Source organism: Streptomyces sp. NPDC002676 (assembly GCF_053592455.1).
In genome coordinates, this window is sequence record NZ_JBSFVT010000021.1 from 68,008 (window position 1) to 83,974 (window position 15,967).

11 protein-coding genes and 4 pseudogenes are annotated in these 15,967 nt (G+C 67.9%); 6 read left to right on the top strand and 9 right to left on the bottom strand.

Translation table 11 applies throughout. From position 1 onward, the window contains the following. Positions 1 to 134: 134 nt before the first annotated feature. Positions 135 to 833 carry a hypothetical protein gene (locus ACWD3E_RS36010; RefSeq protein ID WP_451391723.1) on the top strand — a complete coding sequence of 233 codons (699 nt, stop codon included), beginning with the start codon at positions 135 to 137 and terminating at the stop codon, positions 831 to 833. Continuing rightward, positions 830 to 1,327, top strand: coding sequence for a hypothetical protein (locus ACWD3E_RS36015; protein ID WP_451391724.1), 498 nt, complete (start codon positions 830 to 832; stop codon positions 1,325 to 1,327). Before ACWD3E_RS36010 ends, ACWD3E_RS36015 begins: the two co-directional genes overlap by 4 nt. 49 nt (positions 1,328 to 1,376) lie before the next feature. Here ACWD3E_RS36015 and ACWD3E_RS36020 read toward each other — a convergent pair whose 3' ends face one another. Continuing rightward, on the bottom strand, positions 1,377 to 2,981 hold the full coding sequence (locus ACWD3E_RS36020) for a M48 family metallopeptidase (protein WP_451391725.1): 1,605 nt from the start codon (positions 2,979 to 2,981) through the stop codon (positions 1,377 to 1,379). 576 nt (positions 2,982 to 3,557) lie between these two features. Between ACWD3E_RS36020 and ACWD3E_RS36025 the strand changes: the two are divergent. After that, a pseudogene (locus tag ACWD3E_RS36025) lies at positions 3,558 to 4,199 on the top strand (transposase); the annotation flags it as partial. Positions 4,200 to 4,374: 175 nt separating this feature from the next. Then, positions 4,375 to 4,902, top strand: coding sequence for an allene oxide cyclase barrel-like domain-containing protein (locus ACWD3E_RS36030; RefSeq protein ID WP_451391726.1), 528 nt, complete (start codon positions 4,375 to 4,377; stop codon positions 4,900 to 4,902). Positions 4,903 to 5,037: 135 nt separating this feature from the next. Here ACWD3E_RS36030 and ACWD3E_RS36035 read toward each other — a convergent pair. Next, positions 5,038 to 6,275 (bottom strand): annotated as a pseudogene (locus tag ACWD3E_RS36035) (IS701 family transposase). Positions 6,276 to 6,478: 203 nt separating this feature from the next. Here ACWD3E_RS36035 and ACWD3E_RS36040 point away from each other — a divergent pair. Next, a pseudogene (locus ACWD3E_RS36040) lies at positions 6,479 to 7,246 on the top strand (transposase); the annotation flags it as partial. Positions 7,247 to 7,597: 351 nt separating this feature from the next. On the opposite strand, the pseudogene ACWD3E_RS36045 reads toward ACWD3E_RS36040, so the two are convergent. The 5 genes and pseudogenes from ACWD3E_RS36045 to ACWD3E_RS36065 form a co-directional block, all read right to left on the bottom strand. Beyond that, positions 7,598 to 8,679, bottom strand: a pseudogene (locus ACWD3E_RS36045) (IS701 family transposase); the annotation flags it as partial. A 62-nt stretch (positions 8,680 to 8,741) separates the two neighbouring features. After that, positions 8,742 to 9,911 (bottom strand): hypothetical protein, encoded by a 1,170-nt coding sequence (locus ACWD3E_RS36050; protein WP_451391727.1) that lies wholly within the window; start codon positions 9,909 to 9,911, stop codon positions 8,742 to 8,744. Positions 9,912 to 9,970: 59 nt separating this feature from the next. Further along, positions 9,971 to 10,771: a transposase family protein gene (locus ACWD3E_RS36055; RefSeq protein WP_451391728.1), complete on the bottom strand. Its 801-nt coding sequence runs from the start codon at positions 10,769 to 10,771 to the stop codon at positions 9,971 to 9,973. A 183-nt stretch (positions 10,772 to 10,954) separates the two neighbouring features. After that, positions 10,955 to 11,551 carry a hypothetical protein gene (locus tag ACWD3E_RS36060; RefSeq protein ID WP_451391729.1) on the bottom strand — a complete coding sequence of 199 codons (597 nt, stop codon included), beginning with the start codon at positions 11,549 to 11,551 and terminating at the stop codon, positions 10,955 to 10,957. 349 nt (positions 11,552 to 11,900) lie between these two features. Continuing rightward, on the bottom strand, positions 11,901 to 12,278 hold the full coding sequence (locus ACWD3E_RS36065) for a hypothetical protein (RefSeq protein WP_451391730.1): 378 nt from the start codon (positions 12,276 to 12,278) through the stop codon (positions 11,901 to 11,903). Positions 12,279 to 12,646: 368 nt separating this feature from the next. Between ACWD3E_RS36065 and ACWD3E_RS36070 the strand changes: the two genes are divergently transcribed. Then, on the top strand, positions 12,647 to 13,363 hold the full coding sequence (locus tag ACWD3E_RS36070) for a prepilin peptidase (protein ID WP_451391731.1): 717 nt from the start codon (positions 12,647 to 12,649) through the stop codon (positions 13,361 to 13,363). A 138-nt stretch (positions 13,364 to 13,501) separates the two neighbouring features. Here ACWD3E_RS36070 and ACWD3E_RS36075 read toward each other — a convergent pair whose 3' ends face one another. Together ACWD3E_RS36075 and ACWD3E_RS36080 are read right to left on the bottom strand one after the other, a co-directional pair. Continuing rightward, the gene (locus tag ACWD3E_RS36075; RefSeq protein ID WP_451391732.1) at positions 13,502 to 14,407 is read right to left on the bottom strand and encodes a phosphotransferase; all 906 of its coding nucleotides are present in this window, start codon (positions 14,405 to 14,407) and stop codon (positions 13,502 to 13,504) included. Between the two features lie 33 nt (positions 14,408 to 14,440). Further along, on the bottom strand, positions 14,441 to 15,832 hold the full coding sequence (locus ACWD3E_RS36080) for a helix-turn-helix domain-containing protein (RefSeq protein WP_451391733.1): 1,392 nt from the start codon (positions 15,830 to 15,832) through the stop codon (positions 14,441 to 14,443). Between the last annotated feature and the right edge of the window lie 135 nt (positions 15,833 to 15,967).

Here is a 15,967-nt window from a genome sequence, read left to right on the forward strand (position 1 = left end):
ATAGAGGGCTCACCGCATGCCTGCCGAGACGGTAGCGGACGGGCCAGGCCCGTGTCGTTCCGCTTCACTCAATCGGATGGCTGACCTGCCGTTCCTCTCCGAACTTCGCATTTGATGCGAGATTCTCGCGCTGGATGCGATCTACGGAGCGTGACGAATTGGCGGGCAATGACGGGGCGACACCTGGGGTCGCGCGGCTGCACCTGGCCGACGGGGTGCCGCTGCTGCGGCCGGAGGAGCAGGTCTTCGAGGCAATGCTGGATGGCTGGCGCAACCAGCAGCTGGCGCGGAACCTCGCGCTGTCGACCATCAACGGCCGTGAGCGGAAGATGCGGGCATTCGCCGCGCATGCGGACGCCTTCCCCTGGAACTGGTCCTCGCCGCTGGCGGACGAGTGGTTCGGTGACCTGCGCGCGGTCCGCGGCTGTGTCCGCTCGACGCTGCGCGGCTACCAGGAGGCGGTGCGGCTGTTCTGCGACTATGCCACCGACCCGGCTTATGGCTGGGCGGCCGAGTGCGAGCGGCGGTTCGGCACCCATCCGATCCAGGTGTGTCACGAGTGGAACACCGCCGTGCACATGCAGGAGTGCGAGGCCGAGGCCCCGAAGCGGGCCTTCACCCGGGACGAGTTGCAGGCGTTCTTCGACCACGCCGACGACGCGGTGAGCCGGGTCCGCGGTCGCGGCCGCAAGGGCTGGCTGCCCGCAATGCCTTCCTCCGCTGGGCCATGCGGTCCAAGCACATGCCCGCCGTCACCGTTCCGCACCGCTCGACGAGCAATCCCACGCCGATCGCCCAGCACCAGCGGCTCGCGCTGCTGCGACAGCTCGTGAACCGCGACGACGTCCCGCTCCAGGACCGCGTGGCTGCCGCGCTTGTCCTCCTCTACGCGCAGCCGCTCACCCGGATCGCCAGGCTCGGCACCGACGACGTCCAGCACAAGGACGGCGAAGTCCTCGTCCGGCTCGGCGACCCGCCGTCGCCCGTCCCGGCCCCCTTCGCCGAGATGCTGCTGGACTACCTGGGGCAGCGGCCGAACACCATGACCGCGACCAACCCCGACGCCCGATGGCTCTTCCCCGGCCGCCGAGCCGGGCAGCCCATGACCCCGGAAACTCTGGAACTCCGGCTCCGACACCTGGGCTTCCCGACCCAGCGAGGACGCACAGCGGCGATCCGTCACCTCGTCCTCCAGGCCCCGGCCCCGGTGGTCGCCCGAATGCTCGGCTACGACACCACAGCCCGCCTCGCCGAAGAGGCCGGCGGAACCTGGCGCCACTATGCCCCCGGCGACCACTCGCGGGGACTACGAGCCGTCAGCAGCTGAGGAATACGCGACTCCCGATTACGCGAGGTCGCCAGTTAGTAGAGGCCGGTCACGGGGCGAGCACCAGCTTTCGCAGGGATTCGGTGTCGGGCTGGTCCGCGACGGCCGCGTCCAGGGCCAGGCCGAGCTGGTCCTCGAAGCCGTCGGCGGGATAGCGCAGGGTGGCTGAGTCGGACCAGGACAGCTGCCAGCGTGCGGCGCCGCGGGCCGTCAGTTCCATGGTGACCAGCTGGTTCAGGGCCCGTCGCAGCGCCAGGCGGGAGAACTCGCGGGCCGCGCTGTCGGTCGCGGCCGCCGCCTGCTCGGACTTCGGGAACTGGTCGGCGATCCGCCAGCGCACGGCCGGGTCGGCGTCGATCGCGTCGAGCAGAGCCTGGAGGTCGGGGCCCGCGCCCTCGGCGGAGAGGGCCTCACGGAGGTCCTCCGTGCCCTGGGCGACGTACAAGGTCATCGACTCGTGGACCAGGTCCTCCCAGTCCACCCGCTTGAGCGCGAGCGCCTCCGGGGTGAGGACGGCCTGCTCCAGCGCGGCCAGCACCGCGTCCGGGTCGGCCAGCAGCTCCAGAGCGGGCCGCGCTGCCTGTCGGCCGCGGCCGTCGTCGGGCAGGGCCTCGATCCGAGCCACCCGCTCGGCGAGCGAGGGGTGGGAGTCGTACGGGGAGGCGGGCTCGGTCGACAGCTTCCGGCGCAGCTCCTCCAGCTCGGCCGAGCGGGCGTCGAGGAGCCGGCGCAGGCCGCCGAAGACCTCGCCTGGCCGGGGCAGCAGACCGGCGCCGACGCCGAGGGTGGCGTACGAGCTCATGTAGAACGCGTGCGCCGAGCCGAGGGCATTGACCTCGCGCAGCGCGGACGCGGCGGAGTCGCGTCCGGCGACCCGGACCGAGGCCAGGTCGGCGGCGAGCTCCTGGCGGCGGGAGGTGGTGAGTGTGGCGCGCATGTAGAAGTTGCCGTACGCCGTGTAGATCTTGGCCATGCCGCGGTACGTCGCACCCAGGCCCGGGGTGTCGACCATCAGGGTCTTCTTGCCCTTGGCCGCCCGCTTGGCGGCCTTCTTCTCCTGCCTCTCGCGCTCCTTGGCCTGCTTGTTGTCGGAGCGCTCGTGGAAGTGGGCGACGGTGCGGATCAGTTGGGCGCGACCACGGGCGATCAGCGGGGTGAGGAGGGTGTCGAAGTTGGCGTAGTGGCCCATCTCGTGTGCGAGTACGGCGCGCAGCTGCATCTCGTCCAGGCCCATCATCAGCGGCAGGCCGAGGTAGAGGCGACGGGCACCAGGCCGCAGGCCCAGCAGCGAGGAGCCCTCGCTGACGGCCGCGTTCACGTGCTCGATCAGCACGATCTCGTCGGGCGCTCGCGTGCCGACCTGGCGTGCGACATCGCGCATGGCCTCCCACAGCGCGGGCTCCTGAGCCTCGCTGACGGTGACGGTGATGCCGGCCGGAGGCTCGGCCTTGGGGGTGCGCAGCATGAACAGGCCGCGCACGACCGGGATCGCGAGGACGACGGAGAAGACGACTATGCTGTCGGCGGTGGCGTGCAGCCCGCTCCTGATAGCGGCGTAGTCGATGCCGGCCAGGACTGCAAGCAGGACGACGCCCAGCAGGTAGAAGCCCGCAAGCAGGACGAGGGCGCGCAGAGCGCGCAGCGAAGCGCCCATATGGACAGATCCCCCCGGGATGAAGTGCGGTGCGGATCCGCATCATGCGGCCCCAGGGGCGCTTACGGCAACTTGATCGGCGGGCCGTTCCCCCTTGTGGCGCCCTGTGCGGCGGGGACGCCCCCGGCAGGCCGGGCGAACCTACCGCCCGGGCGCGACCGGCCGGTTGGGGCGGTGCCCCGCCGGAGTGTCTCCCCGTCCGTCGGCCTCCAGGGCCCGGCCCCGGTGGTCGCCCGGATGCTCGGCTATAACGACGACACGACAGCCCGCCTCGCCGAAGAGGCCGGAGGAACCTGGCGCCACTCGGCGACCACTCACAGTGACCACGGGCCCTCAGCAGCTGAGGAATACGCGACTCCCGATTACGCGAGGTCGCCAGTTTCACACCCCATCAATGGGCGCAACCGGCACCCCCGCGACGCGGCCAAGGAAGTCCTCTTCCGCCTGCGGCTAACCTCGGGCTTTCATGAAGCGGGCTTTCCGGCAGGCGGTCAGGAAAGCAGAAAGTGCCTCTGGCCAGCAAGAATGAGGATTGTCGAGGTCCTTGTTCCCGCTGAAACCGGAGACACTTCCCAGGTGAAGCACCCTATCGGGTCCTATCCCCGTGTCGACGTTCAGGGCGACGGCCGTCAGGTCGTCTCCCAGGCCGGGTCGGTCCTGCTTGTCGAAACGGTCCGCAAGACCGGTCTTGACCAGGCCGTATCCGCAGCTCTGGCTCCGTGGCGGAAGCCGCGGGCCGTCCACGATCCCGGCAAGATCCTCCTGGACGTCGCCCTGGCGGTCGCACTCGGCGGGGAACGCCTCGCGGACGTCGCGATGCTGCGGTGTGAGCCGGCCGTCTTCGGCCCGGTCGCCTCCGACCCGACGGTCTCCCGCCTGATCGACGCCCTCGCCGCCTCCGGCGAGAATGCCCTGCAGGCCATCCGGTCCGCTCGGTCCGAAGTCCGCAACCGGGTCTGGGCGCTGGCGGGCAAGAACGCCCCGGACGCCGACGGACAGGTCACGATCGACCTCGACGGCGTCCTCGTGATCGCGCACTCCGACAAGGAGGACGCGACCGCGACCTGGAAGAAGACCTACGGCCATCACCCCCTGACGGCCTTCGTCGACCACGGCCCGGGCGGAACCGGAGAGCCGGTCGCCGTCCTGTTCAGACCGGGGAACGCGGGCTCGAACATGGCCGCCGACCACATCACTACCGCCCAACTGGCCCTGGCCTAGTACTCCAGCTGTAGATCGCGATCTTCGTAGTGCGCGGTCAGCCGGGCCCTCTCGTCCCGGATTGGTCCGATTGATCGGATCTGCCGGTGGGTCGCGCCGTAACGTTCCGGGCGTTGGCAGAGCCGAGGTTATGAATGCGGCACCACCCATGAAGATCAACCTCAGGAGCCACATGATGCGCCCCATCAGGGCAGCCTGTCTCGGCACGGCCACTGCGCTGGTCACCCTTCTCGCCTGCGCCCCTGTCGCGGGCGCCGCCGCGAAGGACACCGCTTCCTCCCACGCCAAGGTCGGAGACCGGGTCATCACACTCATCGGCGTGCTGCAAGAACAGACGTTCTTCTTCGTCAACCCCGGCGGCGTCCCTGCCGCCCAGGGCGATCGGACCGTCTTCCGCTCGGACCTCAAGGACGAGCACAACCACCTGGTCGGCGAAACCGACGGCACCTGCACCACCACCCGGGCCCCCCTCAACGACCAAAACGACCAAGCGGAGGAGTGCGTCGTGACCTACACCCTCCCGGGCGGCCAACTCACCGTGCAGGGGATGGTCTTCGGCAATCTCAAAGCGAGCCCTCCCCCTTCGTTCGACAACGCGATCACCGGCGGCACCGGGGTATTCGACCGGGCTCGTGGCTGGGTCCACGCCGTCACGATCGCACCAAAGACGAGGCGCTTCACGATCGACCTCGACAGCTGACTGACCCTGCCCCCGACCGGTGAGAAGGCTGGCCCGTCCACGGCACGGCCCACCGACTCGATTGGTCCCCAGGCTCGATCCCCGGCCATCCCCTATCAGCGACAAGCCGCATCCCAGACATGAAGATCGTGATCTTCATGTCTGGGATGCGGCTTGTCGCCGGTAGTGGCTGGTGCGTGCTCGCTGCTGATGGCGGCGCCGCCAATCCGACCAGCGGAGTCGGTGGGCAGTGTCGTGGAGGGGCTGGACGACGACTGTGATGAACAGGCGCTGGATCTCGTTGCAGGACAGCTGAACCAGGTCGGCCGACCCGGGATGGCTGGTGTGTTCGTCGGCGCGGACCACCGCAAGGAAGGCGTGGGCGAGCATGGCCAGCGTGACCCAGCGGGTCCAGGAGGGGTAGCGGCGGACCTGGTGCTCATCGAGTCCCGCCAACCCCTTCTCGGTCTGGAAGGTCTCTTCCACCCGCCATCTGGATCCGGCGATCCGCACCAGCTCGATCAGCGGTGTCGGCTCGGTGGAATGGCAGCGGCAGTAGGCGAGTTCGCCGGTAGTGCGGTTGCGGCGGATCAGCAGCTGGCGCCTGCCCGGCGCCGGCTCGACGAGGTCGATGACGGCCCAGTCGTAGAACCGCTCTCCCTTCGCGCCGCGTCCGGCCGAGAGCTTCTGCCAGGCCCGCTTCGGCACCTTCTTCACCAGGGCATCGGCGCGGAAGGTGGCTGCACCGGTGGTCACTTCGGCTGAGCAGGCCACCGCCAGGACGTAGCCGATGCCGCGTTCCTCGAGAGCCGCCCGCACTTTCGGGTTGCCGCCGTAGACCTCGTCACCGGTGACCCAGTCAACGCGGTGCCCGGCGTCCAGGAACCTTTCGATCATCATGCGGGCCAGTTCCGGCTTGGTCGCGAAGGCGGTGCCCTCGCCGAGTCCGGCTGCCCGGCAGCGGTCCGGGTCGGCCGTCCAGGAGTGCGGGATGTACAGCTCCCGGTCCACCGCCGCGTGGCCCCGGGCACCGTCGTAGACGAGGTAGACGGCGACCTGCGAGTTCTCGATCCGTCCGGCCGTACCGGTGTACTGGCGCTGGACCCCGACGGTGTGGGTGCCCTTCTTCAGATCGCCGGTCTCGTCGACGACCAACACCGCGGCCTCATCGTGGAGGTGCTCGACGATGTATTCGCGCACGTCATCGCGGACGGCATCGGCATCCCAGACGGCCCGGCACAGCAGATGCTGCATGCCCTGCGGGCTGGCATCCCGGCCCACTCGGCGATCGTCCAACAGTTCTTGCGTGGCAGGTCCGCCAGCAGGCCCAGCACCAACCGCCCAGCTCGCAGGCGGGGTTCGTACCGGGCGAACCGGCCCGCGGTCCGACTCATGGCCACCTCGAACGCCTCCCGCCAACGGGAGGGATCTATGCTGTGGCCCGCGGCCACCGTCTCGTCGTTTGTCCACACAACACACGATGATCATCGGTGGCCGCACCCGTCTCCACACTGGCCCGACCATCAACATCACGATCTACAGCTGGAGTACTAAACGACGTCCCGTAAGCCCTGATCAGGCGTGTGATGATCTTGGCGTGGGTGCAGTAGTGACGGCGGCTGAGCCGCAGTGGGTGGGCCTGTTCACCGGACTGAACGGGCGTCAGTTCCGTAAGCTCGTGGGGCTCGTGCGGCGTCGGGGCGGTGGCAAACCCACCGGCGGACGGCCGTGGGCCTTGTCGTTGGAAGACCGCATACTGCTGGTGGCGGCATACTGGCGGACGAACCTCACGATGCGGCAGCTCGGCCCTTTGTTCGGGATCTCGAAGTCCGCTGCCGACCGGGTCATCGACGACATCGCTCCGCTTCTCGCGCTGGCCCCTGTCCGGGGTCGGCACCCGGCCGGCACGGTGCTGATCGTGGACGGCACCCTGGTCCCGACCCGCGACCGGAGCGTGGCCGCCTCCAGCAAGAACTACCGCTACTCCACCAACCACCAGGTCGTCATCGACGCCAACACCCGGCTGATCGTAGCGGCCGGACGACCCCTGCCCGGCAACCGCCACGACGCCCGCGCCTACCGAGAATCCGGCGTGGACCGCGCCGTGAAGAACGCGCCCGTTCTCGGTGACGGCGGTTATCGCGGCACCCCTGCCCTCATCCCGCACTGGCCACGCAAAGACCGACCCCTCACACCAGAGCAGCAGGCCGACAACGCCATCCACCGCCGGGCCAGGGCCCGCGTCGAACACGCCTTCTCCCGGATGAAGACCTACAAGATCCTCCGCGACTGCCGGCTACGCGGCGACAGGGTCCACCACGCCGTCCTCGGCGTGGCCCGACTGCACAACCTGGCCCTCGCCGGGCAAGCCCCCACCTCGACCCAAGGCCATCCCAGCCATGGCCCAACATGCGCTTACGGGAGGTCGTTTAGTACTCCAGTTGCACTTCTCCATTTGTCCTGGTCAGTGCGCTTGTTTCGAGTCTAGTGGGCTGACGCTGCGTCAGGGCGATGGTGGTTCGTGACCCACCCGGTCGGGGTGCGTGCGGCACTGGTAATGGCAGTGGCGGGCGACGGCTTGATGGCGTCGGCGCCAGTGCGACCAGTGGAGCCGGTGCCCTGGCCGCGGTAGCCGGGCTGCTGGGGAATGGGCAAGATCCAGGAGCCGTCGCACTTCTGCCACGGTGAGGGGAACGAGACTGCTCGGACCGTTTCTTCGGCCCCCTTTTCGAGGGCGTGGGCAGCCATCGCGGCCAGGAAGGTGTGCGCGAGCATGGCCAGCGTGATGTGGCGGTACCAACCCACGTAGCGTCGGACTTCATACTGATCCAGGCCGCACTCGTTCTTCGCGGCCTGGAAGCACTCCTCGATGGCCCACCTTGAGCCGGCCACGCGGACCAGTTCGGAGACCTTCGCCTCCGCGGGGGCGAAGGCGAGGTAGTAGGCGATCTCCTCGGGGCGGGACAGGCTACGGCGGGCCAGCACCCAGCGGTGATGCGTGAATGCCCCGCCGTTCGCGTCGTCGACGGCGGGGAGCCTGGCTGCGGCCCAGTCGTAGACCCGAGGCCCCTTCGCGCCGTCCCCGCACGAGATCCGTTCCCATGCGTCGTCCGGGGCACCGGTCAGAACATGGTCGATGCGCCAACTCCCCGCAGGCGACTTGACCTGCTGCGACTTGGGAACCGCCAGGACATAACCCACACCGGCCTCCTCCAGCATCCGCCGGAAGCCCCGCTCCTGGCCATAGGCCGCATCAGCGGTCACCCAGGCGATCGGCAGCGCGGAGCCGAGCGCTCTCAACACCATCGCACGCGCCAGTTCGGGCTTCGTCGCAAAGGACCTGTCCTCAGGAATTCTCGCCGTGCGGCAGCGATCCGGGTCATCGGTCCAGGACTTGGGCAGATACAACTCCCGGTCCACCAGGGCCCGCCCCCTCGCCGAGCTATAGGCGGCGAACACGCCGATCTGGCAGTTCTCGGTGCGGCCAGCCGTCCCCGAGTACTGGCGCTGCACCCCGGCTGAGACAGTGAGCCTTTTCAGCGTTGCCTCTCCAGGGCGAGGACAGCCGTGGCGATTGACGACATTCGATTCGGGCTGCGCCGGGCCCTGCGGAACTCGCCACGCCTTCAGTCGTGCGACGCCGCGCTCGACCGGCGTCGAGTGCCGCGGACAGCGCGCGGTTGTGGGTTCGCTTGTTCCGGTGAGATCGCGGCCCGGCGGGCGTCTGAGGCGGCCGTCACCAGACTGGCGCCAAGGTAGGCACGGTCGACAAGGGCCGGGACGTCCTGGCCCTCGCAGATCCGGTGTCCGGTGGGCACGCGAGCCCTGTCAGGTCGTGGCCGCGGCCGAGACGCCCTCCTTCAGGGCAGAAGGCCGTGAAGCACTCCGCCCCAGGCGTCCATGGCCCGGCGCAGTTCCTCGCCGCTGGCTGCCGCAACTGTCAAGGACGAGAGTACCGATCTGATGATTCCACGGTTTCGTTGTTCAGAAGGAGTCTGCGCGGCCTCGGCGAGATACCCGACATTGTCGAGCAGGTCCCGCCGCTCGTCTTCGTCCAAGCCGGCCTGGTGCAGCACGGCCTGCTCCAACTCCTTCAAAGCCTCGGCCACATCTGGGCTGCCGTGCTGAACGACACCCGCGATCGTGGAGTCGATGTTCGCAATCTGTGCGGCGAACTGACCGCCGTAGAAGGTCCCCCCGCTGAAGGACAATGAGATGCGGGGTTCGGGCACTGCTTGCCCCGACGCCTCGGCATAGTCCGGCATGCGCTGTTGCACCTCTTCCAAGTAGGCAAGCCCAAGAGCCAGATAGGCCCGGCTCAAGACCACCGGATCGGTGACGACCGGACTCTCACAGGCTTCCAGGCCCCGGGTCAGATCCATAAAGCCGAGTAGATAAGGGATGGCGGTCGACTCCAACACCTTCGCGCGCCAGGACTGCACGGTCGTCTCCCCGACCCCACCGACGGTCAGCCGCTCCTCCAGTGCCCGACCTGTGTTGATGTGGTCGGCGAGGTCTTCAGCGACAAGCCGGGCGAGCGTTCCCTCGAGCAGCTGCCCGTACCGGGGCGGGTGGAACTCATCTGGGATGTCGAGCGCCGACCCGACTATCCGTGCTCCCCGGCAGTTCTCCGCTATCTGCTCGGCCAGGAGATAGACGTTCTCGATGGCTCTCGCGGCGTCGGCGTCTCCCTGCCGGAAGCGTTCAAGGTCCCGCGCCTCGTAGTGAAGGTCCACTTCGGGGCTGCCGAGGCTGCCGTACTCGTGGCCGGAGACCGTGATCATGTAACGCAGCCCTCCCGGCAGTCCTCGGTTGGCAGATGCCCATCTGCTTGCATCGGCGAGCGCGCGGAGAGCTTCGGGTTTTGCGCGTCCCGTGAAGAGGGTGGTGGCTGAACCGTTCCGCCACGGGCGGAGGGCTGCCGCGACGGCCTGAGCCTTACGGCCGCGCTCGGCCAGCATCTGTCGCAGTCGTGCCCGAACCTCCTCGTCCTGGGACCGGATGATGCGCCTGGCCGTCTCCCCGTCCATGCCCTCATCGTCTGCTGCACGAGCCGTAGTTGACAAGGGAATCGGGATTCTCGCCTGCATCAGCAACCGCGAGAGATAGTTTCCCGTCGACTGGAGTGGTCACTGGTCTTGCAGCGTTGCCTCTCCAGGGTGAGGACGGCCTTGGTGATGAGGGTCATGCGGTTGGGGCTGATGCGGGATCGGCGGAAGATCTGCCAGGACTTCAGCTGTGCCATGCCGCGCTCGGCGGGGGCCCGGGCCTGGGCGAGGGCACGGTTGACGGTGCGCTGGGTGGGGTTGAGTTCCCCGCCCGGTGGCCGTCTCTGCCCGGTGGTGACGTGCGGGCCGGCGCCCTGGTAGGCGCGGTCGGCCAGGATCGGGACGCCCTGCCGCTCGCAGATCCGGATGATGTTGTGGATGCGGGCTGCGGTCAGGTCGTGGGTGCGGCCCGGCAGCGCGGGTGAGATCCACAGCACCGTGCCAGCGGGATCGGTGACGACCTGGACGTTCACGCCGTGGCGGCGGTGCTTGGCGGAGTAGTCGGCGCGGCTGTCGCCGACGCGGTCGCATTCGGCGAGGGTGCCGTCGAGGAGAACGAAGTCCGGGCCGCTTTCCCGCAAGGCTTTCAGCAGGCCAGGTGCGCGGTCGGCGAGCAGGCCGACGACGGCCGTGACGTAGGCGTGGGCGGTACCGACCGATATCCCAAAGCCGGCCGCGATCCGCGCCAGGGTGTCGTGCGTACGCAGGTACACCAGCGCCACCAGCGCGCGCTGGTGCGGCGGGAGTTTGCACCGACGGTCACCCTCACGAGTGACGACGAGCATCGTGACCTGCTCGACCAGGGCGTGGGGCAGGTCGAGTGCGGCAGGATAGGGAACCAACGAGGCTCCTGTGCCGGTGGGTTGAGACGCCGAACACCTCCCTCAACGGCACGGGCGCCTCGTGCGTTGCGGGACCCCGGCTCGCCGTGTTGAGGTCACCCGATCGGTGGGCGCACTGAAAAGGCTCACTGAGTGGACCTGGGCAACCTCGCCGCATATCGCCCGGCAGGGCGTAGCGTTTCATCACTTCGTGGTGTCGTCGCCGCATTCCGGCGCCGGCGCCTGTTTCGGTATTCCCACCAGAATGCCACTCATTTTGTACCTATTCTCTTTGTGCTTGTTGAGCGCCTCCTCTGAGACGAGCCGGGGAGAGAGTCGGCCTTCGAGCCGACCCCAGACGCGGCCATCCCGATCTGTAAATGCAAAGTATGGGTTCTCGGCAATCATAGTTCGGTTTGGCAGTCGTGTCTGCTTGCCCGTGCCATCACTCAACCGCAGATCGGCTGGCTCGACGGTCTTGATCGAACAAGGTGGGAGGGGGCCGGTGACAAACTCGACGTTTGCCATCGTGGCCGTATGAGAGTTATCCGCCGAGAAGATGCGGAGCTCGTATCTCATCAAGGCGTAGTCGACGGGGTCAGGCGATCTGTTCATCACATGCAGAACAGCCCGTCCGGATCTGAGGTCAAACCAGTACGAGACCTGCCTCGCCTGACTACGTGCCTCCCGCTCGGCATCCTCTCTCGACTGCTCCAACTGATCCTGTGATACCCGAGCACCAAAGTATGTCGCAATACCGGTGAAAAGCAGGCCTCCGATCACCGCCAGGGCGCCAATCACCGTACCGATATGGACCCACGGGATCCGCTTCCACCACGGAGGCCCTGGGTCCGGCTCCGGTCTAGGCTGCTCGGGCTCTGGTTCTAGTTGATCGTCCCGAACCCGCGCGCGGACCCGGGCGGGTGCTGGGCGCTGGCGTGCAAGACGGAGCCGGATATGCCTCTGAGGTTCGCCGGTCACTCGCCCTCCTTACGTCGTCAACCGCGTGAAGGCTGGTACAGCTCAACGGGTTCCCGCAGCTCACTTACCAGTCGCAGCCTCACAGGTTGCTGCTCGCGCCTGCGAGGCATCTACCCTTCCTGCACATTCTGCGACCATCAGCATTGGAACAACTGGCTTGGCTCTAGGCTCACTTGCCGATTCTCCTGCCGTACGCCGAGGCAACTCCACCCGGTTGCCGCCACGGCTGCGGGGCGGTGGGGAGCGGGGCGTGGACGATGGCGCCCTGATTCGCCTCCGGGATCAGGCCGTACACGAGGATGCAGGAGGCGTCGATCCGGCCAGGCGAGTCCGGGCCGCTGGACTGCCACGTCGACCACTCGCGTTCCATGTCGGTGAACACGCCCCGGAAGCGGACCTTGTCCTGAACCATCTGCTGGGCGATCGGCTCGGCGCGGAGCAGCATGCCTTGCTTGGCCCGCACGGGCGCGATGGCCGGCATCAGCTTGCCCTTGGGGATCTCCCCGTCGTTCTGGAGCTTCTCCCACGACGTCTGGATGGCCAGCACGCCCGCCCCTTGAATTCTCGTGGCCACCGCCAGGCCGTCCACACCGTCGCATGACGATGGTCCCTGCCAAGCCACCGGTGATGCCTGCCAGTTGCCGGATTTCGGCGGTGTGCTGACCGAAACCCCCCACCCCGTCCTCCGTACACGAGGAGAGCGTGCCGTCGCACAAGGTCTTGATGCGCCCCTGCTCAACTCCTCGCGGTGCCGTGAGCCACCCGGACGTCGCCCGGCGCACGGCGGGCTCTCTCCCCTCGGACAGGTCTCGAGCCTCGGTCTCCCTACGGCTCCCCCTCCCGATCCGTTCATTAGGGTCGAAGCCGACCGGCCAAAGATCTGTGGGCCGGGCCGTGTGCAAGGAGTGCTCTCACATGTCCGTCCTCAGCGTTGCCGTGTCCGCTTCCGTCGGTGCCATGACTGGCGCCGCGGCACGCCCCGCCGTCTTCGCCCGATCGGTCCCCGCGTCCGCGTCCCCTCGCAGAGGCTGCCCACACTGCGGCAGGAGTCTTCCCGGCCAGGGCCGGCTCCTGCTGCCAGCGTCCGGGCGCTGCCCGAGCTGCACGGAGCGGATCGGACCCCCCGCACTCTCGGCAGAGGGCTCGGCCGCCGCCTTCGCCGCGGTCGCGGTGGGCGGCGCGAGCGGATGGTTCGCCGCCGCCCAGTACTGGCTCGCCGCGTGCGGTATCGCCCTCGCGCTCATCGACCTCGCTGTCCAGCGCCTTCCCGACGTGCTCACTATTTCGGCCTGCATTGGAACACTCCTTCTGCTCACAGGGGCCACCGTGGCTGGCGAGCCCGGGAGTCTCGGCCGCGCGGCCATCGCCGCTGCCGTCGTCACCGTCGCCTTTCTTCTCCTGGCGCTCTTCGCGGGTATGGGCCTGGGGGACGTGAAACTCGCCCAAGCCGTTGGTGCTCTCCTCGGCTGGAACAGCTGGACGAGTCTGTTGTGGGGCACCGCCGCCGGCTTCCTCGTCGGCGCCGTGTGTGCGGCAGTCCTGCTGGCCGTCGGACGAGATCGCCGCACCCAGATCGCCTTCGGCCCCTTCGTGATCATCGGGGCGCTCGCCGTGTCCGTGGCGACCGGCTGATGTAGCGCCCGGTATCTGGTATCCCAGTCCATGCGCCTGTGGCCCTTGCCCGGCCCAGGAGATCTTAAAATTGGACATAGTCGGCGATATGTCGGTCCGCAAATGCACGGTCCGACGCAGACACCTCGAAGGGGAACGTCAGAGGATGTTCCATCGCTGGAGCCTGTCGCAGCGGCGGAGACCGTCCACGCGCCGTTCGACCTCCTGCAAGCTGCTCGGCGCGTGACGAACCTTCCGCGCGTTCGTGGCGATCATCCGCAGCTCGCGGATCGCGGCCAGGGTCTGGTAGCCCGACCAGAGGGTAACGTCCCAGCCATACGCGTCCGCGAAGGCTTGATAGTGCTGCCCTCCATAACCAAAGCGCCTGCAGTGGACCTCCACGGTGACTAGGTCCCACTCTGGCTGTCCGAGGGCTACCGTGTCCCAGTCGCAGAGGACGGCTCCGCCGCTATCAACGTGGAGTGCGTTGCGATGCTGTGGGTCTCCTTGGATCACCCCCTTCGGCAGCTCGAATTCCACGGCCTGGAGGTCTGACTCGAGTTGGTCGGCGTAGGTGTTGAGGAACGACAGCGTCGGTCGGGGCAGGCAGGTGATCGCCGCTAGCGACCGGCGGATCGCTGCGAGGTTGTCGTGGGCTGGGAGAGCAACGGGCGGCGCTGTCAGCGTGTGGAGTGCGTACAGCGGCTTTGCGAGCTGGTCCGCGGTGACCGGGTGGGGCGGTTGCGGCAGGTACTGCCAGATGGTGATGGCGTGTTGGTCGATGACAACGGGCTGGTCGACGGGGCACAGGGGGACGGTGGGGAAGCCGGCGTCCATGAGCCAGCGGACGAAGGTGACGGTACGTGTCACATCGTCGATGCGAGATCCCTTTCGGGCGATCTTGACGACGACCTGTTCCCGTTCAAGGAGGATGACGGCATTGGTGTGCCCGCGCAGTAGGCGAGCGTCGGAGAAGTCGAGGCCGATGGCCACGCATCCTCGCTCCAGGATCCTGTACATCTCGGACTCGTCGAACCCGCCGGGGGCCGGCGCAGCTTGTGTCATGGGGTCCAGGCTCGCCGACGATCCGGGCTGCTGTCACATCTGTCCGGGAGGCAGCTCAAGGATCTCGCGCAGTTCCCGCGCTGCACGGCCAGATTGCGCGCCAGGCGGAAGTGCCCCGATGACCTCGCGGGCCCGCTCCTCCACGATGGGCGTGCGGTGCTCGGGAACCATCCGCAAAAAGGTGGCCCCGGCCAGTTGGCAGGCCTCGGTCGCGCTTCGATCGTGCGCCAGGCAGAGGGCCGCCTCGAGGTTGAGCAGTGCCGGATCAATGCCGGTTTTCGATGGGTAGAGGCGGAGTGCCGTCTCCTGAATGCGGCGTGCCTGACGCGTCCGGCCAAGTGCCGTCAGGGTGCCGCTCTCGTAGAGCTTGAACCTTCTCTCTGGGAAGCCGAAGGCGTCGTCGTCGGCAGGCCACCCAGCTCCGCTCTGCTCGAACGCCGCGGCGGCGTACCTGAGTGCGGCCTCGGCCCCCTCGACGTCTCCCAGCTTGGCCAGAGCACGTGCCTCGGCCGCCGAGGCGAAGGCCGTTGTGGCACTGGGTCGCCCGCGACTGATGATCCGGGCCTCCCGGGCGAGGCTGACGGCTGCTTCCGGGGGGCCGTAGTAGTAGGGGAGCATGGCGGCTTGTGCTCTCACACGGGCGCGCAGGTCCGTGTTGCCGCTATCGTCCGCAGCGTTTCTCGCTGTGGCGTACCAGGACTGGGACCGGGTCAGTTGTCCGAGCTTCATGAGGGCGTCAGCGATGAGCGTGGCGAGCATGGCGGTCAGCTCGGATAGCCGGACCTGGACGGCGGCTGGCTGTCGGTGCTCGGCCAGGGATTCAACCTCTGCAAGGTGCTCGAGGAGCACCTTGATCATCGGTGCGGGCGCTGTGTAGACGTACTGCTCCCGCGCCCAGAGCACCTGCTCATCGAGCAGGTCGAGCTGGTTCGCGCTGACGGTCCCGGCCGCGAGTGTTCGGTCCACTGAGCGCCGTGCCGCGTCGACTTCTTGCTCCAGAGGGTCGGCAGTGAAGGCCCGCGTAGTCGTCAGCAGGGATGGAAGCTGTCCCGTGAGGACCAGGGCGGAGGAGGGCGGGCGGGCGGCATCCGCCGCGCCTTCGAATCCCAGGTCCTGGGGCGTGCATCGCCCGTAGAACTCGCACAACAGTGCCAGAGTCGTTGGGCGCGGTTGCCGGCCGGTTTCCCAGTGCCCCAACTGGTCACCATCCACCCGGGGAGCGTCCTCACGCCCTACTCCGAGGGTGTTCAAGCCCGTGGCGGCTTCCTTCAGCGTCAGTCCGCGAGCGAGACGCTGCGCACGCAGGAGAGACACGGCGCAGTGGTCATGGATGGTGCGGGCGATCTCGCTGGGGGACTCGCCCCGCGGGAGGGCCTCCTGTCGTAACTGCTTTGCACAGGACGGGCGATGTGACGCGTGCTTCATCAGCACCTCCTCAGCCCTCAGATCGGTTCCCGAAAGCGTAGTGACGACCCATCGACTCTGCTTCAAAATCAGTGACTTATGTATGGATCAGTGCGCAGATCAGTGACTCTTCACTTCCGGAGTAACTGATCAGTG

Excerpts from the sequence above, each read along its gene's own strand:
- ACWD3E_RS36080 (WP_451391733.1), bottom strand. The coding sequence starts at position 15,832 with ATGAAGCACGCGTCACATCGCCCGTCCTGTGCAAAGCAGTTACGACAG.
- ACWD3E_RS36030 (WP_451391726.1), top strand. The coding sequence starts at position 4,375 with ATGATGCGCCCCATCAGGGCAGCCTGTCTCGGCACGGCCACTGCGCTG.
- ACWD3E_RS36050 (WP_451391727.1), bottom strand. The coding sequence starts at position 9,911 with ATGGACGGGGAGACGGCCAGGCGCATCATCCGGTCCCAGGACGAGGAG.
- ACWD3E_RS36010 (WP_451391723.1), top strand. The coding sequence starts at position 135 with ATGCGATCTACGGAGCGTGACGAATTGGCGGGCAATGACGGGGCGACA.
- ACWD3E_RS36020 (WP_451391725.1), bottom strand. The coding sequence starts at position 2,981 with ATGGGCGCTTCGCTGCGCGCTCTGCGCGCCCTCGTCCTGCTTGCGGGC.
- ACWD3E_RS36075 (WP_451391732.1), bottom strand. The coding sequence starts at position 14,407 with ATGACACAAGCTGCGCCGGCCCCCGGCGGGTTCGACGAGTCCGAGATG.
- ACWD3E_RS36070 (WP_451391731.1), top strand. The coding sequence starts at position 12,647 with ATGTCCGTCCTCAGCGTTGCCGTGTCCGCTTCCGTCGGTGCCATGACT.